Source organism: Caulobacter sp. GW821-FHT10A06, from assembly GCF_059415805.1.
In genome coordinates this window covers 114,617-140,075 of record NZ_JBWKNY010000001.1, presented here as the reverse complement: position 1 = coordinate 140,075, position 25,459 = coordinate 114,617, and the positions used below count along the sequence as shown (strand labels likewise).

At 68.4% G+C, this 25,459-nt stretch carries 22 protein-coding genes; 15 read left to right on the top strand and 7 right to left on the bottom strand.

Features of this window, described 5'->3' with window-relative positions; genetic code table 11:
* Positions 1–25 precede the first annotated feature (25 nt).
* The 3 genes from AC07NF_RS00565 to AC07NF_RS00555 are packed head-to-tail and all read right to left on the bottom strand — an operon-like array spanning position 26 to position 2,945.
* Entirely contained in the window at positions 26–907 is an 882-nt protein-coding gene (locus AC07NF_RS00565) for a hypothetical protein (RefSeq protein WP_494632528.1), read from the bottom strand.
* On the bottom strand, positions 904–1,899 hold the full coding sequence (locus AC07NF_RS00560; protein WP_492811636.1) for a diacylglycerol/lipid kinase family protein: 996 nt from the start codon (positions 1,897–1,899) through the stop codon (positions 904–906). Before AC07NF_RS00560 ends, AC07NF_RS00565 begins: the two co-directional genes overlap by 4 nt.
* Positions 1,818–2,945, bottom strand: coding sequence for a CDP-alcohol phosphatidyltransferase family protein (locus AC07NF_RS00555; protein WP_494632530.1), 1,128 nt, complete (start codon positions 2,943–2,945; stop codon positions 1,818–1,820). Before AC07NF_RS00555 ends, AC07NF_RS00560 begins: the two co-directional genes overlap by 82 nt.
* 77 nt (positions 2,946–3,022) lie before the next feature.
* Here AC07NF_RS00555 and AC07NF_RS00550 point away from each other — a divergent pair, with 77 nt between their 5' ends.
* On the top strand, positions 3,023–3,910 hold the full coding sequence (locus AC07NF_RS00550) for a metallophosphoesterase family protein (protein ID WP_494632531.1): 888 nt from the start codon (positions 3,023–3,025) through the stop codon (positions 3,908–3,910).
* On the opposite strand, the gene AC07NF_RS00545 is transcribed toward AC07NF_RS00550, so the two are convergent.
* The gene (locus AC07NF_RS00545) at positions 3,900–4,406 is read right to left on the bottom strand and encodes a DUF2141 domain-containing protein (RefSeq protein WP_494632536.1); all 507 of its coding nucleotides are present in this window, start codon (positions 4,404–4,406) and stop codon (positions 3,900–3,902) included. The two genes, AC07NF_RS00550 and AC07NF_RS00545, sit on opposite strands and share 11 nt — an antisense overlap.
* Before the next feature lie 61 nt (positions 4,407–4,467).
* On the opposite strand from AC07NF_RS00545, the gene AC07NF_RS00540 reads away from it, so the two are divergent.
* Genes AC07NF_RS00540 through AC07NF_RS00520 form a run of 5 tightly spaced genes read left to right on the top strand, consistent with a single transcriptional unit; the run spans position 4,468 to position 9,101 of the window.
* Positions 4,468–4,905 carry an HIT family protein gene (locus tag AC07NF_RS00540; RefSeq protein ID WP_492811644.1) on the top strand — a complete coding sequence of 146 codons (438 nt, stop codon included), beginning with the start codon at positions 4,468–4,470 and terminating at the stop codon, positions 4,903–4,905.
* Positions 4,902–6,122, top strand: coding sequence for an LptF/LptG family permease (locus AC07NF_RS00535; protein ID WP_492811646.1), 1,221 nt, complete (start codon positions 4,902–4,904; stop codon positions 6,120–6,122). The genes AC07NF_RS00540 and AC07NF_RS00535 overlap by 4 nt, the downstream gene beginning before the upstream one ends.
* Positions 6,119–7,180 carry an LptF/LptG family permease gene (locus tag AC07NF_RS00530; RefSeq protein WP_492811648.1) on the top strand — a complete coding sequence of 354 codons (1,062 nt, stop codon included), beginning with the start codon at positions 6,119–6,121 and terminating at the stop codon, positions 7,178–7,180. The genes AC07NF_RS00535 and AC07NF_RS00530 overlap by 4 nt, the downstream gene beginning before the upstream one ends.
* Positions 7,180–8,334, top strand: a complete 1,155-nt coding sequence (bcerS, locus tag AC07NF_RS00525) for a ceramide synthase (protein ID WP_492811650.1) — start codon at positions 7,180–7,182, stop codon at positions 8,332–8,334. The genes AC07NF_RS00530 and bcerS overlap by 1 nt, the downstream gene beginning before the upstream one ends.
* Positions 8,238–9,101, top strand: coding sequence for a nucleotidyltransferase family protein (locus AC07NF_RS00520; protein ID WP_494632541.1), 864 nt, complete (start codon positions 8,238–8,240; stop codon positions 9,099–9,101). The genes bcerS and AC07NF_RS00520 overlap by 97 nt, the downstream gene beginning before the upstream one ends.
* Before the next feature lies 1 nt (position 9,102).
* On the opposite strand, the gene AC07NF_RS00515 is transcribed toward AC07NF_RS00520, so the two are convergent.
* Entirely contained in the window at positions 9,103–9,867 is a 765-nt protein-coding gene (locus AC07NF_RS00515; RefSeq protein WP_494632542.1) for a phosphocholine cytidylyltransferase family protein, read from the bottom strand.
* Positions 9,868–10,262: 395 nt separating this feature from the next.
* On the opposite strand from AC07NF_RS00515, the gene AC07NF_RS00510 reads away from it, so the two are divergent.
* The 9 genes from AC07NF_RS00510 to AC07NF_RS00470 all read left to right on the top strand — a co-directional run bounded on the left by AC07NF_RS00510 (position 10,263) and on the right by AC07NF_RS00470 (position 18,971).
* Positions 10,263–11,465, top strand: a complete 1,203-nt coding sequence (locus AC07NF_RS00510; RefSeq protein WP_494632543.1) for a glycosyltransferase family 4 protein — start codon at positions 10,263–10,265, stop codon at positions 11,463–11,465.
* Entirely contained in the window at positions 11,462–12,463 is a 1,002-nt protein-coding gene (locus AC07NF_RS00505) for a flippase-like domain-containing protein (protein ID WP_494632545.1), read from the top strand. The genes AC07NF_RS00510 and AC07NF_RS00505 overlap by 4 nt, the downstream gene beginning before the upstream one ends.
* A 191-nt stretch (positions 12,464–12,654) precedes the next feature.
* Positions 12,655–12,816, top strand: a complete 162-nt coding sequence (locus tag AC07NF_RS00500) for a hypothetical protein (protein WP_454716853.1) — start codon at positions 12,655–12,657, stop codon at positions 12,814–12,816.
* Positions 12,813–13,796, top strand: coding sequence for an alpha/beta fold hydrolase (locus tag AC07NF_RS00495; RefSeq protein ID WP_494632547.1), 984 nt, complete (start codon positions 12,813–12,815; stop codon positions 13,794–13,796). The genes AC07NF_RS00500 and AC07NF_RS00495 overlap by 4 nt, the downstream gene beginning before the upstream one ends.
* Before the next feature lie 7 nt (positions 13,797–13,803).
* The gene (locus tag AC07NF_RS00490; RefSeq protein WP_494632549.1) at positions 13,804–14,640 is read left to right on the top strand and encodes a helix-turn-helix transcriptional regulator; all 837 of its coding nucleotides are present in this window, start codon (positions 13,804–13,806) and stop codon (positions 14,638–14,640) included.
* Between the two features lie 99 nt (positions 14,641–14,739).
* Positions 14,740–15,963, top strand: a complete 1,224-nt coding sequence (locus AC07NF_RS00485; RefSeq protein ID WP_494632550.1) for a rhamnogalacturonan acetylesterase — start codon at positions 14,740–14,742, stop codon at positions 15,961–15,963.
* 34 nt (positions 15,964–15,997) lie between these two features.
* A complete protein-coding gene (locus tag AC07NF_RS00480; RefSeq protein ID WP_494632806.1) occupies positions 15,998–16,909 on the top strand; it encodes an alpha/beta hydrolase in 912 nt (303 codons plus the stop codon).
* A complete protein-coding gene (locus AC07NF_RS00475) occupies positions 16,906–18,288 on the top strand; it encodes a rhamnogalacturonidase (RefSeq protein WP_494632551.1) in 1,383 nt (460 codons plus the stop codon). The genes AC07NF_RS00480 and AC07NF_RS00475 overlap by 4 nt, the downstream gene beginning before the upstream one ends.
* Complete coding sequence (locus AC07NF_RS00470; protein ID WP_494632552.1) at positions 18,285–18,971, top strand: DUF6250 domain-containing protein; 687 nt, start codon at positions 18,285–18,287, stop codon at positions 18,969–18,971. Before AC07NF_RS00475 ends, AC07NF_RS00470 begins: the two co-directional genes overlap by 4 nt.
* Here the strand turns inward: AC07NF_RS00470 and AC07NF_RS00465 are convergent.
* Both AC07NF_RS00465 and AC07NF_RS00460 read right to left on the bottom strand, forming a co-directional pair.
* Positions 18,951–21,635, bottom strand: a complete 2,685-nt coding sequence (locus AC07NF_RS00465) for an exo-rhamnogalacturonan lyase family protein (protein ID WP_494632553.1) — start codon at positions 21,633–21,635, stop codon at positions 18,951–18,953. The genes AC07NF_RS00470 and AC07NF_RS00465 overlap by 21 nt on opposite strands.
* Before the next feature lie 14 nt (positions 21,636–21,649).
* The gene (locus tag AC07NF_RS00460) at positions 21,650–25,285 is read right to left on the bottom strand and encodes a TonB-dependent receptor plug domain-containing protein (protein WP_494632554.1); all 3,636 of its coding nucleotides are present in this window, start codon (positions 25,283–25,285) and stop codon (positions 21,650–21,652) included.
* Positions 25,286–25,459: the final 174 nt, after the last annotated feature.

Here is a 25,459-nt window from a genome sequence, read left to right as displayed (position 1 = left end):
CTCCTGCTCCGGGCGTTTTTGTTTGTCAGGCCGCCTTGCGCCGGCTCTTCCAGACCTTCAGCAGCACGCCGGGCGCCGCCAGGATCGGATGCCGTTCGCGCCAAGGCGTGACCTCGACGGCCACGCCGGTGTGGCGCTCGATCTTCCAGGCGGCGTACCGCGCCGCGCCCTGGAAGGTGAAGGAGGCCTTCATCAGCCGGGCGGCGTTCAGCGGCTTGCCCAGCAGCTTGCGGGGCGTCCAGACCTTGCGGACGCGGCTGCGCTCGCTCTCGCCCAGCGCGCCCCCCTGGTCGGCCTGTACGGCCTCCATGACGCGGTCGTATCGGCCCGGATCGAAGGTCAGGATCGAGACCTCGCGGCCGGCCTTCTCGACCCGCAACTCGGCCTTGTAGGTCTCCTGGAACAGCGCGGTCCACAGGGCCTGCGGCGCGCCGCCGACAGGGCCCAGGGCCTGGGCGTAGCCGGCGGCCGTACAGCAGGCGTCGGTCACGGCGTCGATCACCGTCTCGCGCGCGCCGTCTGCTGCCCAGATCAGGGCGCAGGGCTGGACGAAGCGGGCCCAGATGGTGGTGTCGTAGTCCCGGCCACCGGCGGTCTTGCGGAACTGGCCCAGGGTCATCGAGGCGACCTTGGCCCGCAGCACTTCGCCGCCCACTTCCAGCTCGTGATAGCTGACGTCAGGCCACAGGATGCGCGTGAAGAACCCCCGCCAGCCCTTGGGCGGCGTCTCGGTCAGCACGTAGTAGTCCAGCACCCCCGACAGGTCGCCGGTCCGCAGGATCGAGCCGTAGAACAGCACCGCCCGCGCGTCTGGAAAGATCGTCGCCAGATGCTCGGCGAAGGCGGTGATCGGCGCGGGGGTCGAAACGGATAGTTCGGCCGCGACCAGGTCGCGAAGGCGGCTCATCCGACGAGGAACCTCAGGGACGGACCCAAACCGATGGTCAGCTCGCCGCCCTCGAACACCTCGCCGTCCAGCACGAACGGCGCACCACCGGCCAGGCTGATCTCGCGCGGGTCGCGGCGGCGATAGCCCATGCCTTCCAGGGCCGGCACGACCTTGCCGCTCAGCACCATCGGGAAGGCCTTCAGCAGCCGGTGCGGGGGCGCGTCGACGTCCAGCAACTTCAGTCCCTCGCGCGGCGCGCCGAACGGCATAACGCCGAAAGGCAGGCGCTTGAGCGCCGTGGCCAGCACCGCGAAGCGCTCGCCCTCGGGCTGGGCTTCGCCGTCCAGGGCGATCTTGGCCGGCACGCCTTCGCGCCATTCGTCGCGACTGCCGCCGAACACCGCCCGCAACGCGGCGGTGACGATGGTCACGGCCACGGCCAGGTTATGGAAGAAGCCGACCTTGTGGACCCGCTGGGCCAGGGTCGTGGCCTTCACCGGCGCGCCGATGCCGAAGAAGAAACCCTGCAGGCAGGGGCGATGGCCGTCGGCCCAGGTGACGCGCAGCGGCGGACGCGACTTGACCGTCGGCTCGGCGCGGCGGGCGGCGATCAGCACCTCTTCCAGCCGCCAGTCGTCGGGGGCGCCCAGGTCGATGGCCAGCACGTTGGTCTTGCCCGAGGGCAGCACCGCCAGCATCGGCAGGTTCTCGCCGAAGGTGTGCGGCAACAGGCTGATGACGTCGCGCACGGTGCCGTCGCCGCCGTCGATGACCAGCAGGTCCAGGCCGTCGCGGGCGAAGGTCTCCAGCTCGGTCCGCAGGGCGTCGCGGCCGAACGGCTCGACCAGGATCACGCCCTCTGGCGTGGGCCCTGGCGGATGCAGCCGGTTGCCGTGGCTCTTCGGATTGCGGACGACCCCGATACGCGTCATTTCGACAGCCAAGATTGGATCGAGCCCTTCGGTGCGGCCAGCCCCTGCAGAATCTGGACGGCGTGCACCAGGAAGCACACGGCGGTCCAGATAGCCACCAGGGTGAAGCCGACGTCCGGACGGCCCACCAGGACGCTGCCGGTCATCAGGATCAGGTTCGGGTTCCGACGCGCCGTGATCAGGCGGAAGAAGCTGTCGAACGGCCGCCAGGCGTGCATCTCCAGCTTGAAGAGGGACAGGAAGATCCCCTCCTCCACCCGCTGGGCGACATAGCCGGCGATGACGATGAAGAGGCTCAGCTCCGGATACGGGATCTTCTGGCCGACCACGCCGACGCCGACGAACCACGCCCACCACCAGAACGGCGGGTGCAGCAGGTCGATGCCGTGATCGAAGACATTGCCCCACTTGGACGAGGTCAGGGTCACGCGGGCCAGCTTGCCGTCGACGGTGTCGAGGAAGGTCATGATCCAGGCGCAGACCAGGCCCCAACCGAACTGGCCATGCCAGAACAGCCAGGTGGCGGCCAGGGTCAGCAGGAAGCCGATGAAGGTCACCTGGTTCGGCGTCATCTTGGCGATCGCCGCCCAGCGGGTGACGACCCGGGCCGGGGTCGGCCAGACATACTTGGTGACGAGGTCGGTGACGCCCTTGTACGAGCCCTGGAACAGGCGCTTCTCGACAGCGCGGACGGTCTCCGGCGTCAGGCGCTCCAGCACCGGCGGCTCGCGCTTGCGCAGGGCGCTGTTATAGGCCGAGCCCAGCTCCAGAGCGGTCAGGCGCACCAGGCGCGGGTCCAGGCCCGACGGATCCTGGCCGGCGTTCAGCGCTTCGGTGGCGGCATAGGCCAGGTCGGCGGGCGCGTGCACCGCCACGGCGCGGCCGGCGTCGTCCACCAGCACCGCGCCTTCGCGGCCGGCCAGGGCCTTGATCAGCGACTCGTCAAACACCCAGCCGGCGTCGACCGCCACGACGGCGTTCGACAGGTCCACGGCCGGCGTCTCGACCAGGCCGATACGACGATAGATGCGCGACAGGCGCTCGGGCGAACTCATGCCCCAGATGCGGCCGCCGGCTTCGCCGACGGTCAGAGCGCGCGGCCCGTTATGAATTTCGCTGCTCAAAGACAGATATACCCCTTGAATCTCGACCCGATTGATACGCAGCTTCGCCCGCTTCGACCAGAACGACCCGAACCGTCTTGTCCATATATCGCATCGCCCACCTCTCCGACCCCCACCTGCCGCCGCCGCCGGGCGCGTTTCGGTGGAAGGACGTCTTCACCAAGCGCCTCCTGAGCCGCATCGCGTGGCGTCGGAAACGCAAGGTCCATAGGCCCGAAGTGCTGGCGGCGCTGGTCGCCGACCTCAAGGCCGCTGGCCCCAATCATGTGGTGATCAGCGGCGATCTCACCAACTTTGCTTCGCGTACGGAGATCGCGGCCGCGCGCACGTGGCTGGAAACGTTGGGCAATCCGGCTGACTTCACCGTCAGTCCTGGCAATCACGACGCCCTGGCCGGCTCGGCCGAGGTCGAACGCTTCGCGACCTGGACGCCCTGGCTGGGCGACGCGGGCGAGACCGTCTTCCCGCAGGTGCGAGTGCGCGGCCCGGCAGCGATCTTCAACCTGTGTTCTGCCGTCCGCACCGCCCCGCACCTGGCCACGGGCCGCCTGGGCGAGGAGCAGCTGCAGCGCCTGGACGCCCTGCTGGGCGATGCGGCCTACAAGAATCTGTTCCGCCTCGTGACGCTGCACCATCCGCCGCAGAAGGGCGCGGTGGCCAAGCGCAAGGAGCTCGAGGACCAGGCGGAGCTTCGCGCGATCCTGGCCAGGCACGGCGCCGACCTGGTCCTGCACGGCCACGCCCACGAAGCCCTGATCGGTTCGGTTCCCGGCCCGAACGGCGCGATCATCCCGGTGCTGGGCGTGCCATCGGCCTCGGCCCAGCCGCGCGGCCACTCGCCCGCCCGCTGGCACATGATCGAGATCGAAGGCCGTCACGTTCGCGTCGTGGCGCGTGGCGTCGAACCCGGGCGCGAGAGCCTCTCGGAGCTGGGCCGCTACAGCCTGGCCGACATCAGCGGCTAGACGGGTAGCGCACCTTTACGCGGATGGTGGTCTCGCCCACCGGCTTGACCCCGAAACGCACCGCGTCGAACGATGGCGAGGCGAACTTGGTCGGGGCGTCGTTCGAGAAACCGTAGCCCTCCGTGGGCATGCCGCCCGGGCTGCGGCTCAGATCGCCGTTGCCGTCGGCGTCGTGATAGACCTCGACCGCATAGGCGTCCTCGGGCGACGGCAGGAAAAAGCAGGCCTGGCTCATCGGGGCCGAGGTCTTGATCTTGGCGCGTCCCACCTTGCCGCGCGCGGTCATGAAGCGGCTGGGATCGCCCGGATAGACCACGATCACCACGTCGCCGGCGTTCGAGCGCAGCGCCCCCACCTGCACGGTCAGACGGGTGGCGGTCTTGCGGCCCACGCACTCCTTGTCGACCAGCGCGCGAGCCACGCCTTGGGCGCGCGGGGTCCCCGTCGTCGCAATCATCGCGAACATTACGCCGACGAGAACGGAACGTACTTTCATCTAAAAGGCCGCGTCCTTATTGTTACGCGCAGGTGATATCGCCTGAAGTTCCGGCTTTCTCATGACCAATCCCACCGCCCTGGCGTTCGGCTATCCCGCTTCGAAGGTCGCGGAGACCGATCACTGGCTGATTCTGGTTCGTCCCAAGCAACCGACATTTGGGTCTTTGGTCCTTGTGTGCAAGGAAGCTGTCCAGGCCTTCTCAGACGTGAGTCCCGCCGCCTTCGCCGACCTGCAGGTCGCCGTGGCCGGGATCGAGCGCCTTCTGAAAGCCAAGATCGCCTACCAGAAGATCAATTACCTCATGCTGATGATGGTCGACAAAGACGTCCATTTCCACGTGCTTCCGCGCTACGACGGCGTTCGCGAGCATGACGGGCAGTCTTTCCCTGACGCCGGTTGGCCCGCCGCCCCCGCCCTGGGCGCGGCCGTGGCCCTGTCGGACGAGGCCGTGCAACGCCTCGCCCAAGACTTCGCGCAAGCCTGGGTCCAAGCGTGAGCGCCAAGGACCTGACCGCCGGACCGATCCGGCTGCTCGACCGCTACCTGCTGCGCATGCTGGTCTGGCCGCTGGTCGGCTGCCTGGGCGTCACCGTCGTGGCCCTGCTGCTGGAGCGCGTCCTGCGCCTGCTGGACGTGCTGTCCCAGAGCAGCGCCCGTTTCGGCTACGTCACCCAGCTGGCCGCCAACCTGGTGCCGCACTATCTGGGCCTGGCCCTGCCGGTGGCGTTCTTCGTGGCGCTGTTCATCGTCATCACCAAGCTGTCGGACGGCTCCGAGATCGACGCCCTGCTGGCCAGCGGCCAGTCGCTGGAGCGCATCGCCGCGCCGTTCCTGGCCGTCGCCGTGTTCCTCAGCGTCTTCAGCGTCGGTGTGTTCGGCTACATGCAGCCCTACAGCCGCTACGCCTATCGCGCCGTCATGCACGCGGCGATCAACGCCGGCTGGAACGGGCGATTGGCAGGCGGCGCTTTCATCGACGACAAGGGCTCGCTGCTCACCGCCGATAGCGCCGACCTGGCCGGCCAGCGCCTGACGCGCGTGTTCATCCGTCGCCTGGACACGCGCGGCCAGGAAGAGATCATCACCGCCGCCTCGGCCGACCTGAAGCTGGATACCGGCGGCAAGACCATCACCATGGACCTGAAGGACGGCCGCCGCATCGCCCGCGACGCCAACGGCCAATACCGCAACCTGGCCTTCAACAGCCTGACCACCCAAACGCCGCTGGCCGCCGCCGCGGTGCTGCTGCGCGATCGCGGCAGCGACGAGCGTGAGCTGACCCTGGGCGAGCTGTACCGCCAAGCCCATTCGCCGAACCCGGTGGTTCCCAAGGCGAACCTGCTCAGCGAGTTCTACGGCCGCTGGGCGCGGGCGATCTTCCTGCCGTTCCTGCCGCTGCTGGCCTTCCCGCTGGGCCTGGCCTCAAAGCGCGGCAACCGCGCGCCTGGCCTGGTGATGGCGGGCCTGCTGCTTCTGGCCTTCCAGCACTCGCTGCTGATGGGCCAGGGCCTGGCCAAGGCCGGCAAGCTCGCGCCGTTCCCGGCCATCTGGGTCCCCTTCACTGTATTCGCGGCCTTGGCGGTCTGGCTGTTCGTCGGCAGCCGCACGCGACCGGGCGACACCCCGGTCTCGCGCACGGTCCGCCGGGTCAACAAGATCGTGGCGAACATCGTTCGCGCCCTGCCCCTGCCAAAGAAGCGACAAGCCGCATGAGACTGCAGCTCTACGTCCTGCGGACCATCGCCACCCATATCCTCGGTGCGGCGCTGATCCTGATGGCCATCCTGCAGGTGCTGGACCTGCTGGACGTGACGCCCGACATCCTCGACCGAGGCTTAGGCATGGCCGGCGTGGCCTACTACGCCTTCATGCGCCTGCCGCGCCTGTTCGAGCAGGTCGCCCCGATCGCGGTGCTGGCCGGCGGCCTGTTCGCCTTCTCGGGACTGGCCCGCGAGAGCGCCGTCGTCGCCATGCGCGCCACCGGCATCTCGGGCTATCGCATCGTCGGCATGGCCGTGCCCGCCGCTATCGTGGTGATGCTGCTGGACGCCCTGTGCGGCCAGTACCTGGCCCCCCGCGCCGATCCGACCCTGGCCGACTGGTGGAAGAACACGACCCCCGTCGCCGAACGCAAGGTCCCCGCCCCGCGCACCTTCCGCGCCGGCGCCGACCTGGTCATCGGGGCCAGCGCCTCGGCCAGCGGCCGCGAGATCGACAACGTCACCATCTTCCGTCGCGACCCCAAGGGCATCCTGATGGAGAAGGTCGAGTCTCCGAAGGCTCTGTACGCCAACGGCGCCTGGACCCTGGACCAGCCCAAGACCACACGCTTCACCGGCGACCTGGCCCAGACCTCGACGGCGGCCTCGACCAGCTGGCCCAGCGGCCTGCGGCCCCGTGACGTCCAGAGCCTGTTCGGCGACGACGCCGTGCCCACCGCCGCCTCGGCCCAGCGCGCCCTGCAGAACGGCGCTTCGGACCGGCCGGAGAGCTTCTACGCCACCCACCTGCAGGCGGCCTTCGCCGGGCCGTTCGTGTCGCTGGTCATGCTGCTGCTGAGCGCGCCCGTCGCCCTGGCCAACTTCCGCAGCGGCCAAGGCGCGATGCTGCTGACCGGCGGTCTGGCCGCCGGCCTGATCTTCCTGGTGGCCAACGGCATGCTGACCGCCCTGGGCGAGTCCGGCTCCCTGTCCCCGATCCTGGCCGTCTGGGCCGCCCCCGCGATCTTCGGCGCTCTCGCCATTCGCACATTCCTTGCCCTGGAGGGGTGATGCCTTTCGACTCCGCGAACGCCGACCTGCAGGTCATCCCCGTCCAGACGCCAGACGAGCTGAAGCGCTTCATCGCCCTGCCCGCCCGCCTGAACGCCAAGGATCCCAACTGGATCACGCCGCTGTTCATGGAGCGGACCGAGGCCCTGACGCCCAAGACCAACCCATTCTTCGCTCACGCCGAGGTCCAGCTGTTCCTGGCCACGCGCGGCGGCCGTGACGTGGGTCGGATCAGCGCCCAGATCGACCAGCTGACGCCGCAGCCCACCCCGGGTCGCCTGGACGGCCACTTCGGCATGATCGCCGCCGAGGACGACGCGGCCATCTTCCAGGTGCTGTTCCGCGCCGCTGAGGACTGGCTGCGCGCCCGCGGCCGCACCCACGTGGTCGGCCCGTTCAACCTGTCGGTCAACGAAGAGGTCGGCCTGCTGGTCTGGGGCTTCGACACCCCGCCGATGATCCTGATGGGCCACGACCCGGCCTATGCCGGCAAGCGCGTCGAGGAGCAGGGCTACGCCAAGACCCAGGACCTCTTCGCCTATCGCGCCGACGAGACCGGCGACATCCCCGAGATCGCCCAGCGCCGCGTCAAGCGCGGCCTGCCGGCGGGCGTCGTCCTGCGCCAGCTGGACATGAAGCGCTATGACGAGGAGGTCCAGACGCTGACGGACATCCTCAACGACGCCTGGCGGGAGAACTGGGGCTTCACCCCCACCACCGAGGCCGAGACCGCCCAGCTGGGCAAGGCCCTCAAACAGGTGATCGACAAGCGCCTGATCTGGTTCGCCGAGATCGATGGCGAGGCCGCCGGCGTGGTGGTCTTCCTGCCCAACGTCAACGAAGCCATCGCCGACCTGAAGGGCAAGCTGCTGCCGTTCGGTTGGGCCAAGCTGCTGTGGCGCCTGAAGGTCAAGGGCGTGAAGTCGGCCCGCATCCCGCTGATGGGCGTGAAGAAGAAGTTCGCCTCCACCCAGCGCGGCCGCATGCTGCCGTTCTGGATGATGAAGGCCAGTCGCGATATGGCGATGAGCCTGGGCTACAATCGCTACGAGATCTCGTGGGTGCTGGAGGCCAACAAGGCCATGACCCACATCGCCGAGAACGTCGGCGGCACGCACTACAAGACCTACCGCCTCTACGAGAAGGCGCTTTGAGCGGCGCGTTCAAGGCCCTGATCCTGGCCGGCTCGCGCGGCGGCGAGGTCGATCCGGCCGCCGCCTATGCCGGGGTCAGCCACAAGGCGCTGATCACGCTGGAAGGCCGGACCTTGCTGGATCGGGTGCTGGACGCCGTCCGCGCGGCGGGTCCGGAGACGATCGGCGTCGCGGCCAATGACGAGGCGATCAAGGCCCGCCTGGCCGACGCCGGCGTGGTCATCCTGCCCACCGCCTCGGGCCCCAGCCAGAGCGTCGAGAACGCCGCCCATCAGCTGGGCTTCCCGCTGGTGGTGACCACCGTCGACCACGCTTTGCTCAAGCCCGAGTGGATCACCCAGTTCCTGGCCGACACACCTGACTGGGCCGATGTCGCCGTGCTGCTGGCGCCGGAAGAGCGGGTCCAAGCCGCCGCGCCGCAGACCAAGCGCACCTATCTGCGCTTCCAGGACGGCCGCTATTCGGGCTGCAACCTCTTCCTGCTGCGCAACGAGACCGCGCTGCGCGTGGTCGAGACCTGGCGCAAGGTCGAGGCGCTGCGCAAGCAGCCCTGGAAGATCGCCGCCATGCTGGGGCCGTCCTTCCTGATCCGCTACCTGCTGAACTGGCTGACCCTGGACCAGGCCGTGCTGAAGCTGGGCAAGCTGGCGGACGTCAAGGCCGCCGCCGTGCGCGCGCACGACGGCCTGGCGGCTGTCGATGTCGACAAGCCGTCGGACCTGGATCTGGTGCGGGAGTTGGTGGGCGAAACCTCGCCCACCGCCTAGGTCAGGCCGAGACCGTTTCCTTGGCCGCCCACTGCGCCGTCAGGGCGCGGTTGTGGATCAGGTCTTCCGGGAAATCCATCTCGGACCATTCCAGGCCCTGGATCGAGCGCACGCGCACAACGTCGTGGGCTTGAGCGATCTCGTTGATGACGCTGAGGTACCAGCGCTTCAGGCCTTCCGGCGTGCGCATCAGCCCTTCCAGGGTCTCGACGAACAGCTTGGAGCCTTCTTCATTGAAGCGCAGGAAGCCGATCGACTCCGCGTCGTACTCGGTGATCGTCTTGCCGATGGCGCGCAGGGCGTCGCCGTCGGTCAGCACCTTCATATCGTCGCTGTCGTAGACGCCGTCGTCCTTGCGGTCGACGGTCACGGTGATCGGCGCGTCCGGGGCGCTGATCAGGCGCTCGGCGATGCCCGGCTCGAACAGGGTGTCGCCATTAAGGATCATGAACGGCCCGCCGCGCATCTCCTCACGCGCCAGCCAGCAGGTCGCGAGGTTGTCGGTCACGCTGTAGAACGGGTTGTAGAGCGTGCGGATGCTCATGCCCGGCAGGTTCAGGCGCGCGACCTCGGCCTCGACCAGGTCAGCGCGGAAGCCGGTGACCACCACCGCCTCGGTCACGCCCGCCTGATGCAGGTGGCGCAGCTGCCATTCCAGCACCGTCTTGCCGGCCAGCTCGACCAGGCACTTGGGCCGGTCGTCGGTCAGCGGCGACAGTCGCTTGCCCTGACCGGCGCTGAGGATGAGGGTCTTGACCGGCTGCATGACGTTCTACAAATCTCGCTGGATCGGGGCCTTAATTCGCCCCTTTAGGAATCGCGGACCGCGACCTGGGCGGCCGCGAGCGCATAACTGAGCACGAACCCGCCCTACGGCAAGTGCGCACGGCCCGCCAGAAGCCTGTCATGACGTCGCGGCGCAACCCCCTCGAAAGACCATGGGCGCGCTTTTTCCAAAACCGCGTCCAACGGGTGACGGTCGGGCCGAGTTCCCGTCCCCGTCCTGTGACACGCCTCATGGTTCAGCTTGGGTTCAGCTTGACCTGAAGATTGTCCGCTCTCCGACACAAGCGCCCCTTCCGGAAACTGAACCATTCCACCATATGCCCATTGTCATACGGAGGATTGGGCGGGGGCCTCGGAGTAACCAACGGAGGCGTCGTGCAGCGCGCGGACAGATTCAGCCGTCAGTTCACTGATGAAAAACCAGCCCAAGGCCTGCGCCTGGCCCTATTCTCCGGCAACTACAACTACACGCGAGACGGCTCCAACCAGGCCCTGAACCGCCTGTCGGCCTATCTGATCAGCCAGGGCGCCCAGGTGCGGGTCTATTCGCCGACGACCGACACGCCCGCCTTCGAGCCCGCCGGCCAGCTGGTCTCGGCCCCGTCGGTGGCGATCCCGGGGCGCGGCGAGTATCGCCTGGCCCTGGGCCTGACCCGCGCCCTGCGCGCCGACCTGGCCGAGTTCCAGCCGACCGCCGTCCACCTCTCGGCGCCCGACATCCTGGGATCGCAGGCCGGCAAGTGGGCGCGCCGTCAGGGCCTGCCGCTGGTCGCCAGTCTGCACACCCGGTTCGAGACCTACCTCTCCTACTACGGCCTCGACTGGCTGCGTCCTCGCGCCGAGCGTTATCTGGACGGCTTCTATCGCGGCTGCGACCGCGTGCTGGCCCCGAACGCCCCGATCGCCGACCTGCTGCGTGAACAAGGCCTGGGTGAGCGCGTCGCCGTCTGGGGCCGCGGCGTCGATCGCGACCGCTTCTCGCCCGCCAGGCGCGATGCCGAGTGGCGCCGGGCGCAGGGGATCGCCGACAATGAGATCGTCGTCGCCTTCCTGGGCCGCCTGGTCATGGAGAAAGGCCTGGACGTCCTGGCCGAAACCATGGTCCGCCTACGCGGCCAACCGATCCGGCCGCTGATTATCGGCGACGGTCCGGCGCGGAGCTTCCTGGAGGAACGTCTGCCCGAAGCCATCTTCACCGGCCACCTGGACGGCCAGGACCTGGGCCGCGCGGTGTCCAACGCCGACGTCCTGTTCAATCCCAGCCTGACCGAGGCCTTCGGCAACGCCACGCTGGAAGGCATGGCCGCCGGCCTGGCCGTGCTGTGCCCGCGCGCGCCCAGCACCAGCGCCCTGGTCGCCCACGGCCAGGACGGCGTGTTGGCCCCGCGCGCGGACGCAGAGACCTATGCCGCCGCGATCCTGGCCCTGGTCAACGAGCCGATGCGCCGCCTCCGCCTGGGCCGCGCGGCCCGCGTCTCCAGCGCTCGCTACGACTGGAACGCCATCTGCGCCGCGGTGCTGGACGTCTATCGTGACCTGGGCGCAGCCCCGACGCTGCGCGCGCGCTCGGCGGCATGACAGCAGAGGTCGAGAAGAAGGCCTCACCGCTCAGGGGTTGGCTGCTGACGATCGGCGTCGGGCTGCTGGCGGTCATGCTGGCCACCCACGGCGTCGGTGCGGTCCGTGAGATCCTGGCCCAGGTGGGCTGGCAGACGCTGATCGTCATCGCCGCCCACCTGCCCGTCACCTTCCTGGCCACGGTCAGCTGGCAGGTCCTGCTGCCGCCCGATCGTCGGCCGCCGCTGTCGTTCCTGTTCCGCGTCCGCTTCATCAAGGAAGCCGTCAACGCCCTGCTGCCCGTCGCCCAGGTCGGCGGCGACGTCGTGCGGGCCAAGCTGTCGGCCCGCAACGGCCTGACCCTGGCCGAGGCCACCGCCAGCTGCATCGTCGATGTCCTGGCCGGCACGGTGGGCCTGGTCATGTTCGTGCTGACCAGCCTGATCGTCGCCATGGTCACCCTGCACGACCCGCGCCTGGCCCAGGCGGGCCTGGCCCTGGTCGGCATCATCGTGGCCATCGTCGCGTCGGCCTATGTCGCCCACAAGGCCGGGGTCGGCCGACGCCTGGGTCAGTTCTCGCAACGCTGGACCGCCCTAGCCAGCCGGGTCGGCGAACTGGGCGAGGCCTTCCGCGTCATCGGCCGCCAGCGCAATAACCTCTTCGCCTCCTGGGCCTGGCACCTGGCCGCCTGGATCGCCGGCGCGTTCGAGACCTATGTCTCGATGTGGGCCCTGGGCCTGACCCCCACCCTGCTGCAGGCCCTGATCGTCGAGGGCCTGGCCCAGACGGCCAAGGTCGTCGGCTTCGCCATTCCCGGCGCCCTGGGCGTGCAGGAAGGCGGCTACCTCCTGCTGGGCGGGGCCATGGGCCTGCAGCCCGACCAGGCCCTGGCCCTGTCGCTGCTGCGCCGCCTGCGTGAGCTGGTCCTGGGCGGCATCGGCCTGGTGCTGTGGCGCACGACCCGCCCCGAAGCGACGATCGCTAAAGAATCCGACAGCGAAGCGGCCCCCGCCTGAGGTCTATCGGGCGGGTCAGCAACCCCGCCGGATAGCCATGCACCCTTCCCTTTGACGACCTAGCCGCGACGAAGCGGATCGACCGGAGCCGGGTCGGGCGGGATCGCGATCGCCCTGGCCGTTCCGCGTCCGTCGCCCCCGATCACGTCCTTTCAAGACATCCCCTCAGGGGACAATCCATGGAGCGCCCTATGGACGCGAAGACCTGCGCCGCATGCGACTGCGAGCTGGAGACCGACATCATCACCGTCACCATCGGCGGTCGGGCCGTCGAGGTCTGCTGTCAGGAATGCGCCCTGGCGCTGGGCGAGGCCCAGGCCGCCATCACCGGACTGGAAGCCCGAGCCCAATGACCACCGACATGACCCGCCGCCGCTGGCTGACCGCCTCGACCTGCCTCGTCGCCATGACCCTGTCGAGCCTTCAGGCTCGCGCCGACCAGATGGACGCCGTCTATGACGCCCAGGCCGCTGAGCGATGGACCCGCGAGCGCCGCTTCCAGGCCACGCCCTATGGCCGCACGGCCTATATCGATCGTGGGACCGGCCCCGCCGCCCTGTTCCTGCACGGCTTTCCGCTGAGCAGTTTCCAGTGGCGCGGCGCCATCGATCGGCTCGAGAAGCATCGCCGCTGCCTGGCGCCCGACTCCATGGGCCTGGGCTTCACCGAGGTGCTGCCAGGCAAGTCCGTCACGCCCGCCGACCAGGTGAAGATGCTGATCGCCTTCCTCGACGCCCTGGGTGTCGACACCGTCGACGTGATCGCTAACGACAGCGGCGGCGCGGTGGCGCAACTGTTCGCCGTCAGCCACCCCAAGCGCATGCGCTCGCTGCTGCTGACCAACTGCGATGTCGAGACCAACAGCCCGCCGCCGGCCCTGACCCCGGTGTTCGAACTGGCCGAGATGGGCATCTGGCCCGACGCGTGGCTGGAGCCGTGGTTGAAGGACCCGGCCAAGGCCCGCGCGCCCGACGGCCTGGGCGGCATGTGCTTTTCCAATCCCGCCCACCCGACCGACGCGGCGCTGAAGCAGTACCTCGGCCCCATCCTGCAGTCGATCGAGCGCAAGGACCTGGCCAACCGCTACGCCTTGGGCCTGAAGCCCAACCCGCTGGCCGGGGTCGAGGCGTCGCTGCGCCAGCTGGACATCCCAGTGCGGATCATCTGGGGTCAGAGCGACCCGATCTTTCCGCCGGCGGACGGCGAGTACCTGGCCCGAACTCTGCCCCGCGTCGAAAACATCCGCCGGATCGCGGAAGCCAAACTGTTCTTCCCCGAGGAGTATCCCCATATCGTCGCCGAGGAAGCGCGGCTGCTGTGGAAGGTCGCGTAGGGAAGCCATGAGCGGATACGCAGTCCAGCAGCTGCTCGATACGCCGACCGTGTCGCTGTACGACGTGGTCTGCGACGGCGCGTGCCGGCACAAGAGCGGCGAGGAATGCGCCCACGGCGCGCACCTGGTCTTCCCCTATCGCGGCGTCTTCATGCACCACCTGGGCGGCGACCGCGACGCGGTGGCCGAGCCCAACCAGGTGATGTTCTTCAATGGCGACGAGGGCTTCCGGGTCAGCCATCCGGTCGACGGCGGCGACGCCTGCCTCTCGCTGTCGCTGAGCCCCGACATGTTGGCCGAACTGGCGCCCAAGGACCAGACGCGCGGCGGGCCGGAGGTCGCCTTCGAGTCCCAGCGGCGCGGCATCGACCCGCGCGCCCAGGCCCTGGTCGCCCTGCTGCGCCACAGCCTGACGCGCGGGACGATCGAGACCCTGGAGGCCGAGACCCTGTCGCTCACCCTGGTGCGCCGGGCTCTCGGCGAACGGACCTCGCACGCCAGCGCCGGCAGCTGGGGCCGCACCAAGCTGGTCGACCGCGCCAAGCTGGTTTTGGCCTCCGACCTCGGTCGCCGCTGGACCCTGGCCGAGATCGCCGACGAGGTGGGTGTATCACCGGTCTACTTGACCCAAGTCTTCCAACAGGTCGAGGGCGTGCCCCTCTATCGGTATCAGCTACGGCTGCGCCTGGCGCGGGCGCTGGATCTGCTGGACCAGTACGACCACCTGACCAACCTGGCCCTGGACCTGGGCTTCTCCAGCCACAGCCACTTCAGCGCCGCGTTCAAGCAGCACTACGATCGCACGCCGGCCCAGTTTCAGCGCTCCGTTCGCAGCGCCCTATAAATCCCACATGACAGGATAATATCCTGCATTTTGACATTGAACCCCTCCCCCAGCGGCGTTACCAAAGCGCTCGGACTCTGCACGCGATAGGGAGGCGGCATGATCCTGGATCGGCGCACGCTGCTGGCTGGCCTCGTTCTCGCGCCGAGCGCCGCGCTCGCCAGGGAGGACGCTCCCGTGTGGGCCTTCGATTTCACCACCACGTCCATCGGGGCTTACGACCCCGCCATCGGCCACGGCTTCGAGCCGGGCCCCGGCAAGCTGTTCTCGGTGAAGGTCCCCGAGGGCGACTATCGGATCACCCTGGACCTGGGCGGCGACAAGGCGTCCGAGACCACGGTCAAGGCCGAGTCCCGGCGGCTGATGCTGGAGACCGTCCGCATCCCGGCCCGCAAGACCGAAACCCGGACCATCGTCGTCAATGTCCGCCGCCCCGAGCTGGCCCCGCCGCCGCCCAACGCCCCGGGCGGCAAGCGCGTGGCGCTGAACGCGCGCGAGGACGGCAGCTATGACTGGGACGACAAGCTGACCCTGGAGTTCTGCGGCTCTACCGCCGCCGTGCGCCGGCTAAAGATCGAGGCCGTCACCGTGCCGACCGTGTTCCTGGCCGGCGACTCCACCGTCACCGACCAGCGCTTCGAGCCCGCCGCCGGCTGGGGCCAGATGCTGCCGCGCTTCTTCAAGCCCGACCTGTCGGTCTCCAACCAGGCCGAGTCCGGCGAGACGCTCAAGGCTTTCCTGGTTGAGCGGCGCTTCGACAAGATCCTCAGCAAGATCAAGCGCGGCGACTGGCTGCTGATCCAGTTCGGCCACAACGACCAGAAGCCGAACTGGCCCCAGACCTATGTCGAGGCCGCCACAACCTATCGCGACTATCTGCGCGCCTATGTCGGCGAAGCGCGCCTACGCGGCGCGACGCCGGTGCTGGTCACCTCCATGCACCGCCGCAAATTCGACGAGGCCGGCAAGATCGTGAACACCCACGGCGACTATCCGCAGGCGGTGCGCGAGACGGCCCAGGCGCTGAACGTTCCGCTGATCGACCTGCACACGATGAGCGCGGCCTTCTACGAGGCCCTGGGCCCCGACAACGCCTGGAAGGCCTTCAACGACAGCGGCAAGGACGCTACCCACCACAACAACTACGGCGCCTATCAGCTGGCGCGCTGCGTGGTCGAGGGCATCCGGGCCAATGTTCCGGACCTGGCCGCCCATCTCGCCACGGACGTGCCGGCCTTCGATCCGGCCAAGCCGCCCTCGCCCGAGACCTTCGCCGTGCCCGCCAGCGCCGCGTCCAGCCAGGAAATACCCCGTGGAAACTGACCGCCGCGCCCTGCTGGGCCTCGCCGCCGGGCTGATGGCGGCCCCGACCCTGGCGCGCGCCGCCGAGAGCACTGTCGAGACTGTCGACCTGTGGCCCGGCGCGGCGCCCGGCGGCGAAAAGGTCACCGTCACCGAAAGCGTGATCCTGCGCACGCCCGGCGGCGATCCGAACGACACGGCCTTCCTGAACGTGACCAAGCCCTGGCTGACCATGCGCCGGCCCGCCAAACCGAACGGCGCGGCGGTGCTGATGATCCCCGGCGGCGGCTATGTGCGCGTGGCGGTGGGCAAGAACGGCGGATCGATCGACGCCTGGCTGGCCAGCCTGGGGATTACCGCCTTCGTCATGGACTACCGCCTGCCCGCCGACGGCTGGGCGGCCGGTCCCGACGTCGCCTTGCAGGACGCCCAGCGGGCCATGCGCCTGATCCGTGCTCGCGCCCCGTCGCTGGGCGTCGATCCAGCCAAGGTGGCGGCGATCGGCTTCTCGGCCGGCGGCCACGTCGCCGCGCGCTTGGCGACCCAGTTCGCCCGCGAGACCTACGCACCGGTCGACGAGGCCGACAAACTGCCGACCCGGCCGTTCGCGGCCGGTCTGTTCTATCCGGTGATCACTGGAACCCTGCCCTACGCCCACGGGCAATCGCTGAAGCAGCTTCTGGGCGCGAACCCGACGGACGCCCAACGCCAGGCGATCTCGGTCGAGCTGAACACCCCGGCCGATACGCCGCCGGTGTTCATCGCCGCGGCGGCCGATGACAAGACCGTGCCGGTCGAGAACAGCATGCTGATGTGGCAGGCCCTTCGCGCCAGGAAGATCCCGGTCGAGATGCACCTGCAGGAGGTCGGCGGCCACGGCTTCGGGCTGAAGGATCGCAGCGGCCAGATCGCGCCGGTCGCCCTGGCCCTGGACGCCTTTTTCAAGCGCCACGGCCTCTACGCGTGAAGCTGATCACCGACACGATCAACGCCGCCATCGTCCATGCCCACGCGCGCGGCGGCGGCGAGGTCGTGCTGCCGGCCGGCCGCCACCTGTCGTTCTCGATCCGCCTGCTCAGCGGCGTGACGCTGAAGTTGGAAGAGGGTTGCGTGCTGGAGGCCGCCGATCCGGCCCTGCATGGCGGGACCTATGACGCCGCCGAGCCCAATCCGCACGACCTGTGGCAGGACTTCGGACACTCTCACTGGCGCAACAGCCTGATCTGGGGCGAGGACGTCGAGGATGTCGCCATACTGGGTCCCGGTCGCATCGACGGCGCTGGCCTGACCCGCGAAGGTCCCGGCTCGCGCTGGACGAAACAGGCCGGCGAGTTCCCGCTCAGCATGGCCGGCCTCTCGGCCGAAGCGATGGCCGAGCTGTCGCCGCAGGTCGAGGCCATGGCGGGCCTCGGCAACAAGGCCATCGCCCTCAAGCGCGCCAAGCGGGTGCGGATCGAGGGCCTGACGATCTTCCAGGGTGGCCACTTCGCGGTGCTGGCCACGGGCTGTGAGGACCTGACCCTGCGCGACCTGGTGGTCGACACCAACCGCGACGGCCTGGACATCGACGCCTGTCGGCGCGTGCTGGTCAGCGGCTGCCGGGTCAACACGCCCAATGACGACGCCATCGTGCTGAAGAGCTCCCTGGCGCTTGGCGAACTGATCCCGACTGAGGACGTGACCATCGAGCACTGCGAGGTCAGCGGCTTTGATCTCGGCACCTTGCTGGACGGGACCTTCGGCCGGACCCAGCTGGTCTCGCCCGACCAGGACCGCGTCACCGGCCGTATCAAGCTGGGCACGGAATCCAATGGCGGCTTCAAGGACATCTCGATCCGAGATTGCCGCTTCGTCCGCTCGCGCGGCCTCGCTTTGGAGGTCGTTGACGGCGGCACGATGGAGAACATCGTCTGCGAACGCCTGCATCTGCAGGAGGTGACCACCGCCCCGATCTTTCTGCGGGTCGGCGATCGGCGGCGCGGGCCGGAGGGCACGCCGCTGGGCGCGATGCGCAACATCGTGCTGCGCGACATCGAGGCCTTCGACGTCCTGCCCGACTACGCCGCGACGATCGCGGGCCTGCCGGACTCGCCGATCCAGGACGTGACCCTGTCGAACATCCGCCTGTCCTATCGCGGCGGCGGGCCGGCGGAGTGGGCGGAGCGACGGCCGGGCGACCTGCCGCAGGCCTATCCCGAGCCCAGCATGTTCGGCCCCTCCCCGGTCCATGGCCTGTGGGCGCGGCACGTGGACGGGCTGAAGATCGACAACCTGACCATCGAGACCACGACCCCGGACGCCCGTCCCGAGCGTCTGCTCGAGAACGTTCGCGAGGTCGATGCATGATCCTGGACCGCCGCACTGTGCTAGCGGGCTTGGCCGCCACGCCGTTCGCGGGCCAGGGCAAGCGGCTGCATGCCGACGGCGTCCGCGACCTGAAGCGCTGGGCGATCGAGGCCGAGAAGCCGGCGACCTTGACCACCATGGGTGGTGTTCTGGACATCGTCGCCCCGGCCGGCTTCACCGCCTGGTTCAAGCCGGAGCTGATCGGGCCGGTCGCGATCACCTACCAGGCCCAGGCCGTCTCGGAAGGTGGGCCGTTTGACCGGGTCAGCGACCTGAACTGCTTCTGGATGGCGCGCGAGGCCAATGGCGGTTCGCCGCTGGACCACCCGCGCTCAGGCGCTTTCGCCGACTACGACACGCTGAAGACCTACTATGTCGGCCACGGCGGCAATACGAACACCAGCACCCGTTTTCGGCGTTATGTCGGCCGCGCCGGCGATCGGCCGATGCTGCCGCAGCACGACCACTCGGCGGCCGACGAACTGCTGACACCCAACCGCTGGACGACCGTGCGTCTGATCGCCGACGGCCAGCGCATCGAGTACTGGAGCGACGGCCGCCGGCTGTTCGAGCACCAGGACCTGGAGCCGTACACCCGAGGCTGGTTCGGTCTGCGGACCACGCAGAGCCATCTGCGGGTCCGTCAGTTCGAGGTCTTCAGCCTACTCCCAGCCGGCCGGTAGGCTGTCCGGCGCGGCGTCGCCGACCAGGGCCAAGAGCTCGAACAGGTTCAACGCCCACTGCGCCGACTGGTTGGTCGAGACGCCTTCCATCTCGTCGATCGGGTTCAGCACCGCCGTCCCGGTCACGCGGGTGATCGGCTCGGGGCTGTTTTCCTGGCCGGTCTTGGTCTTGGCCAGGAACTCGGTCCAGGCCCGCTTGGCCAGCACCGGATCCTTCAGCTTCACCGCCGCCCAGGCCGTCAGGCGCGCGTGCCAGACGGGATAGGCGAAGTGGCGGTCGATGGCTGCTGGTCCCAAGGCGGCTTGCCGCTCGGCCAGGGGCGCGTTGTAGTAGGCGCAGAAGCGGACCCAGGCCTTGCTCCAGGCCGGATCGTCGATCAGCCCGTCCAGCTCGAACACCAGCTCGGCCCCGCCCATGATCGTCACCAGGTGGTAGCTGGTCGTGAAGGCCGTGCCGAGGTCGTACAGGGTCGCCGTCGCCGGGTCGTAGCCGAACGGCGGGCCGGTGAACATGCCGTGGGACGAGGCCGCGATGGCGTCCAGACCCTTGACGATCTTGTCCCGCCACTTGGCATCCCCAGTCCGCTCCCAGGCCACCAGCCAGTTGCTGGCGAAGGCGAACCAGTCCGGGCCACTGCGGGCCTGGGTCGGGTACTTGGTCTTGGCCGCGACCTTGCGCACCGGATTGACGGCCAGCAGCGCGTGGTCGCCGTCGTACAGGTCGGCCATCAGGTCGCCGGTCCGCTCGTCGGCGGTCAGGTAATAGTAGTGACGGCGCAGCAGCGACTGGCTGATCCGCGCCTCCTTGGCGCCGTCGCCCCAGTGGCTGACGTTGTGCCGCGAGCCCAGGCCCTTGAACGGACCCAGGTGGTGGACGTCGACCTCGCCGGTGTGGCGGGTCATGGCCTCGGCCATGCGGAACAGGTCGGCGCGGCCGGTGCGCATGAAGGCGGTCCACAGCCACAGGTCCGGCACCAGCTCGCTATTGGCCCAGGCATAGCCGCCGACGTCGTAGCGCCAGACGTGCCGGTCCTGGTCGTAGGTGTGCATCACGTCGCCGTGGTCCCAGAACCCGTACCAGCGGCGCTGCTCGATCTCGTGCTGATAGAAGCCCAGCAGGCGCTCGTGGGCGGCCTCCAGCTTGGCCTTCACCGGCGTCGAGGTGTCGACCGGGGTGAAGACGCCGCCGAACGCGCCGACGCTCTGGTAGTAGGTCGGCGCGGCGACCGGCAGGGCCGGCTCAGTGGTCGCCTTGGCCATGGCCGACAGCGCCGCGCGCGTCGGGGTGGCAGCCACGGGCCACAGGAAGACCTGGTTGGTGCGGGCGATCCCCAGCGGGGTGCTGTGGCCTTCCTCGACGTCCTCGTACTGGATCTCCAGGCCGTGGGCCTTGTCGCTGTAGTGGCGCAGGTCCATGGCCCCCGCCTGAGGCGACCACAGCCACAGGGTCACGGTGGCGGCGTCGGTCGTCGCGCCGTCGATCTCCAGGCCCGTCGGATGACGTTGCCAGAAGTGGCGCAGGCCAAACGCAACCCCGCCCGAGACGCCGCCGACATAGCCCAGGCCCGGCGCGCGGCCGCCGTGGTCGGCGCGCAGCCAGCTGCTCTTGGTGCTTGTCCGCTTGTCGACTGTGAAGGCGTCGGCGTCGCCCTGGAACAGGCGGTAGCCGTTCCAGGCCGGCACGGTCAGCAACTGGTCGCGGGTCTTGGCGTCCATCGAAGCCAGGTCCGGCACGCGCTCGCCGCGCAGCTGGTCCTGGAATTTGGCGGCCAAGGCGAACTTGGTCGGCTGCCAGCCGGGGATGTTGCGGACGGCCTCGCCCCACATCCCCTCGCCTTCCCCGGCAAAGCGGACATGGCGGTTGTGCAGTTCGTCGGTCAGCGGGACGTCGAAACGGATCCCCAGGCCCGCGATAAAGTCCTTGTTCCCGTCGCCATCGAACGTGAAGCTGTGGGTCAGGGTCAGCCGCCCGTCGGCGTCGACCGCCACGCGCAGGGTGAACGGCAGCCAGTCCCGGCCCACGCCGCGATGGCGGCCCTCGAAACGGACCACCGCCCGCACCGGACCGCGTTGCTCGATGGTGACCGCATCGATCGCGCCGTCGAAGACCTGGGTCTCGCGCGGCGACAGGTCGCCGGGCGGGGTGTTCTGGTTCAGGGCAACGAGGCGTCCGCCGCGTAGGGTCTCGCGGCCGGCCAGGCTGACGCTCTCGATCAGCGCTCCACCCGTCCGCGCGAACCGGCAGATGAGATCGCCGGCGGCGATCTCGATCCGCTCCGGCGTCTCACGCACCGCGACAGACTTAGAAGGAGTAATTGGCTTACCCGGCTTGACCTGGAAACCCTTGGGAGCCGGTCCCGCCAGCGCGTGACCCGTCCACTTCAGCGAACCGTCGGGCCAATAAGCCAAAGGCCAGGTCTGCAGAGGCAGAGCCTGGCCGTCGGCGGCGATCGCCGTCAGGGTCGTCTTGGGCTTGACCGCCCCGCGTGGCCAGGGCGCGCCCCAGACCGCCGCGCCGGGCGCGGTCGGCGGGGCGTCACCCAGCCAGTGGAAGTCGGTCGCGGCTGGCGGAGACTTGGCGGCCTGCGCCACACCTCCTCCGGCCAGCGCCGCGACGGGGATCACCAAACTCGAACCCAGCAAACCCCGTCGCGATACCGTCACGCAGCTACTCCCAACTAGTTCTTGTAGACAAAGCCGATCGCGAAGCGCGAGCCGCCGTACTGCACCGACCAGGGGTTCGGGGCGTTGGCGAAGCCGGCCCGCTCGGAGCCGACGCTGAGACGCGCGGCGTTCAGCAGGTTGCGACCTTCGGCATAGATCTCGAGGTTCGGATTGATCTTCCGCGAGATCTTGGCGTCCAGGTACTCGTACTTTTCCGAATAGAGCGGCTCGCCCGGATTGTACGGGAAGCCCACGAAGTTGCCGACATTGGTGTTCGGCGAATTGCGGACCGGCGAGCTGGCCGTCGAGGTGCACGGCGAGATGCAGGTCAGCACCCGGTCGCGGGTCTGGTAGGCGATCCGGATCTTGGTGACGTTGTCGTCGTACCACAGCACCAGGTTGGCGAAGTACTTGGACTGGCCGGCCGGATCCAGCGACTCCGCGGTCAGCGGATCGATATAGGCCGCCGCCGTGCCCGACTTGGTGGTCGAGATGTTGAAGTCGACGCCCGTGTGCTTGAACTCCCACGGCAGGAACGTGAAGGCCGTCCGCGCCACGAACTCCCAGCCCGACTGCACATAGCCCGGACCGTTGATGAAGGTGTTCACGCCGAACTCGTAGTCGGACAGCTTCTTGTTGGTGCCCGGAACAACCTCGTCGCTGCCGGCGAAGATGTTGCCGTTCTTCAGCGGCACCTGGACCGGCGCGCCGATCCGCACCTTCTGGCGGTAGTAGGCCAGGCTGAACGAGGTGTCGCGGTTGGGATACCACTCGATCGAGGTGTTGTTCTTGGTCGCCGTATAGGGCTTGAGGTCCGGATTGCCGAAGGTGTTGGCGCAGGCCATGTCCTGCTCGCTGCCGTCGCTGTCCTGGAAGCCTTCGCGGCGTTCGTCATAGGTGCACGAGCCGGCCGGGAACAGGCGGTTCAGCGGCGGCGGGGCGATCGTCTTGGCCCACGAATAGCGGATCACCAGCTTGTCCGGGATGGTCCACAGGGCCGCGTTATAGGCCGGCATCCAGCCCGTATATTCGCGGTTGATGCTGACCGGCTTGGTGAAGGTGGCGCTAGTGAATCCCAACGGATTGGTCGGGTCGGCGGCGTTGAAGGCCGGAGTCTTGAGCGTATAGGTCAGGCCCACATAGCCCGAGCCCGACACCTGGGTCTTCAGCATGCGCATGCCCAGGTTGCCGTTCAGCTCCATGTTCAGCGGCAGCTGCTGCTCGAACTCGGCCATCCAGTACCAGGACGTGTACTTCTCCAGCGCCTTGTTGACCGGCTGGTCGTAGACCTTGCCGTCGCTGCCCTTGCACGACTTCACGCAATCGAAGTTGTAGTTGGCGGCGCTGGCCAGTTCGCTGAAGGCCTTGGGAACGTCGATGCTGTCCCAGACCGTCAGGCCCTTGGTGCCCTCATAGCCCTTCATGAAGGCGCCCGAGTTGTCCTGCAGGCTGTTCTGGAAGATCGAGATCAGCTTGGCCTGCGGCACCGTCTCGATGCCGTACAGGAAGGTGTTGCCCGTGGTCGGGTTGGGCGCATAGCCGTAGACGCAGGCATTGGCCGCCGTCGTGGTGGGCGTGTTCTCGCAGGCGCGGACGTCGCTGCGCAGCGCCATGGTCGGCACGAACACCCCGGCCGAGGGCGTGTAGCCGCCGGCGCCCCACGAGTCGGTGTTGGCTTCGCGATAGAAGCCGCCGATCTTGAAGCGGGTGAAGAACGGGATCTTGCCGTCGGTCAGATAGCTGACGTCCAGCTTGTACTGGTCCTCGCCGCTCTCGACGATCCGCGGGTTCCACTGCAGGCGCGACAAGGCGCTGTAGCTGGCCATGCCCGGCGCCGTCGGGGCCAGCATCTGCACGAAGTTCGTCATGTTGGTTTCGTCGAAACCGGCCGGGGTCTTGATGTCCCAGATGCCGTTTTCCAACGCCGTCATGGTGGCGTTGCCGTAGGTGTAGCTGCGCGCGAAACGACGGTCGTAGCGTGTGTAGCTGGCCTCGGTGCGGCCGCCCCGGAACTCGACGTTCAGCGGCCCGCGATTGTAGTCGGCGCCGTAGGTCAGGTAGTTGGTCTTCCAGTCCTGGGTGTTCTCGATGTGGTCGATGCCGATGGCGGCATTGGTGATGTCGAACGAGGTCAGGTGGTGGGCGCTATCGACCTTCACCGAGCTCGGAATGACGTTGGCGGCGATGCCGTAGATCGGGAACGAGTTGTTGGTGACCACCGTCCCCGGCGTCGTGTCGATCGCCGACACCCCCGTCGGGATCCCGCTGTTGTAGATGTAGTAGCCCGAGCCGGCGACCGGCGAGAGCGGGTTGATCGTGCCGGTCGGATAGAAGGTGTTGGTCACCAGCGGCGAGGTCACCTGATTGGCGGTGGCCACGCCCAGCGAGGTGATGCCGCCGCGCGTGCGCTGGCGGTTGTCCTCATGCTGGCTGCGGTTGGCGACCTGATACTTGCCGAAGATCGTCAGGTTGTCGGTGACGCGGTAGTCCAGGCGCAGGTCCCACTCCAACCGCTTCTCATACTGCGACCAGTTCTGGTCGCGGATCAGGTTGGGCGCGTAGTCGTTCCACTGGTTCAGGCAGCTGATCTGCGAGTTGATCATCGCCGCTTGGGCCGCCTGGCGGTTGGCGTTGCTGGTGCCCGGCGAGATCGTATTCAGCTGGGCGTCGGTCAGCAGCGGGAAGGCCGCCAGACAGTCGGCCTTGGTCTTGGCGTTGGCCGACTTGGTGACGATGTCCAGCGGCGTCGGGGCGTTGAAATTGCCCGAACCGCTGGCCAGGGCCCAGGTGCCGACCGGCGTGCTAGCGTCGGGACCATTGGTCGCCGCGGGATTAAAGGCCCAGGTCTTGTCGGGCGAATTGTCGAAGTCGGCGAAGCGCGTATAGCCCTGCTGGTTGTTCGAACCGGCGCTGTTGAGGGCGTGGCTGTCGTTGTAGCGCTTGGTCGAGTTGATGTTTCCCATCACGCCCAGGCGGTCGTCGAAGAACTTCCGCGTGGCGACGACGCCGATCTCGGGACCGTACTTCTTGGACAGGGTGTTGCCGGCGGCCGCGCCGCGCACCGAGATGAAGGGCTTCTTGAAGTCGAGGCCCGTGCGGGTCTGGATCTGCACCGTGGCGCCCAGGCCGCCGGGCGTCATGTCGGCCGTCTGGCCCTTGATGACGTCCAGGCTCTTGATCATCTCGGCGGGCAGTTCGCGCATGTCGGCCGAGCGGCCATCGCCGCCGCCAGCCGCCAGGCTGAAGCCCGAGGCCGCGACGCCCAGGCCGTCCAGCTCGACGCGGGTCAGGTCGGCGCCGTTGCCGCGAATGGCGAAGCCGTCGCCCTCGCCGAAGCCGTTACGCTCGATGGCCACGCCGGCGATGCGCGACATGGCTTCGTTGACGTTGCTGTCCGGGAACGAGCCGACGTCGTCGGCGACGATCGAGTCCTGGGCCGTCTTGCTGCGCTTCTTGCGCTGGATCGACGACTGCTGCGAGGCGCGAGCGCCGACGACGATCACCTCGACGGTGTTATCTTCGGCGCCGGCGGCTTTGGCGGGCGCTGATGATTGCGCCGAGGCTGGCTGGGTCATTGCGATGCCGGCGCTCAAGGCCAGGATCGATACGGTGGCGGCGGCCGCGCGGCGGCGAGCCCGTGTGAGCTGCATGGTGTCCCTCCCTGTATGGCCGGAGCCCCGTCCCCACGCGGCTCCGCACGCCTCCCGAGCCAAGGCGGCCCCGAGGGACCGCACCGGACTCGACGGCGCATTATTAGTACAAATACCGTAGTGCCATATGTTGAGATGTCAACGCAATTTGTGGGAAGACATAACGTAGGTTTC

What these genes read in the sequence shown, in the direction of transcription:
- AC07NF_RS00565 (WP_494632528.1), bottom strand. Translation starts at nt 907, where the DNA reads ATGAGCCGCCTTCGCGACCTGGTCGCGGCCGAACTATCCGTTTCGACC.
- AC07NF_RS00545 (WP_494632536.1), bottom strand. Translation starts at nt 4,406, where the DNA reads ATGAAAGTACGTTCCGTTCTCGTCGGCGTAATGTTCGCGATGATTGCG.
- AC07NF_RS00540 (WP_492811644.1), top strand. Translation starts at nt 4,468, where the DNA reads ATGACCAATCCCACCGCCCTGGCGTTCGGCTATCCCGCTTCGAAGGTC.
- AC07NF_RS00530 (WP_492811648.1), top strand. Translation starts at nt 6,119, where the DNA reads ATGAGACTGCAGCTCTACGTCCTGCGGACCATCGCCACCCATATCCTC.
- bcerS (WP_492811650.1), top strand. Translation starts at nt 7,180, where the DNA reads ATGCCTTTCGACTCCGCGAACGCCGACCTGCAGGTCATCCCCGTCCAG.
- AC07NF_RS00515 (WP_494632542.1), bottom strand. Translation starts at nt 9,867, where the DNA reads ATGCAGCCGGTCAAGACCCTCATCCTCAGCGCCGGTCAGGGCAAGCGA.
- AC07NF_RS00505 (WP_494632545.1), top strand. Translation starts at nt 11,462, where the DNA reads ATGACAGCAGAGGTCGAGAAGAAGGCCTCACCGCTCAGGGGTTGGCTG.
- AC07NF_RS00500 (WP_454716853.1), top strand. Translation starts at nt 12,655, where the DNA reads ATGGACGCGAAGACCTGCGCCGCATGCGACTGCGAGCTGGAGACCGAC.
- AC07NF_RS00495 (WP_494632547.1), top strand. Translation starts at nt 12,813, where the DNA reads ATGACCACCGACATGACCCGCCGCCGCTGGCTGACCGCCTCGACCTGC.
- AC07NF_RS00490 (WP_494632549.1), top strand. Translation starts at nt 13,804, where the DNA reads ATGAGCGGATACGCAGTCCAGCAGCTGCTCGATACGCCGACCGTGTCG.
- AC07NF_RS00485 (WP_494632550.1), top strand. Translation starts at nt 14,740, where the DNA reads ATGATCCTGGATCGGCGCACGCTGCTGGCTGGCCTCGTTCTCGCGCCG.
- AC07NF_RS00480 (WP_494632806.1), top strand. Translation starts at nt 15,998, where the DNA reads ATGGCGGCCCCGACCCTGGCGCGCGCCGCCGAGAGCACTGTCGAGACT.
- AC07NF_RS00470 (WP_494632552.1), top strand. Translation starts at nt 18,285, where the DNA reads ATGATCCTGGACCGCCGCACTGTGCTAGCGGGCTTGGCCGCCACGCCG.
- AC07NF_RS00460 (WP_494632554.1), bottom strand. Translation starts at nt 25,285, where the DNA reads ATGCAGCTCACACGGGCTCGCCGCCGCGCGGCCGCCGCCACCGTATCG.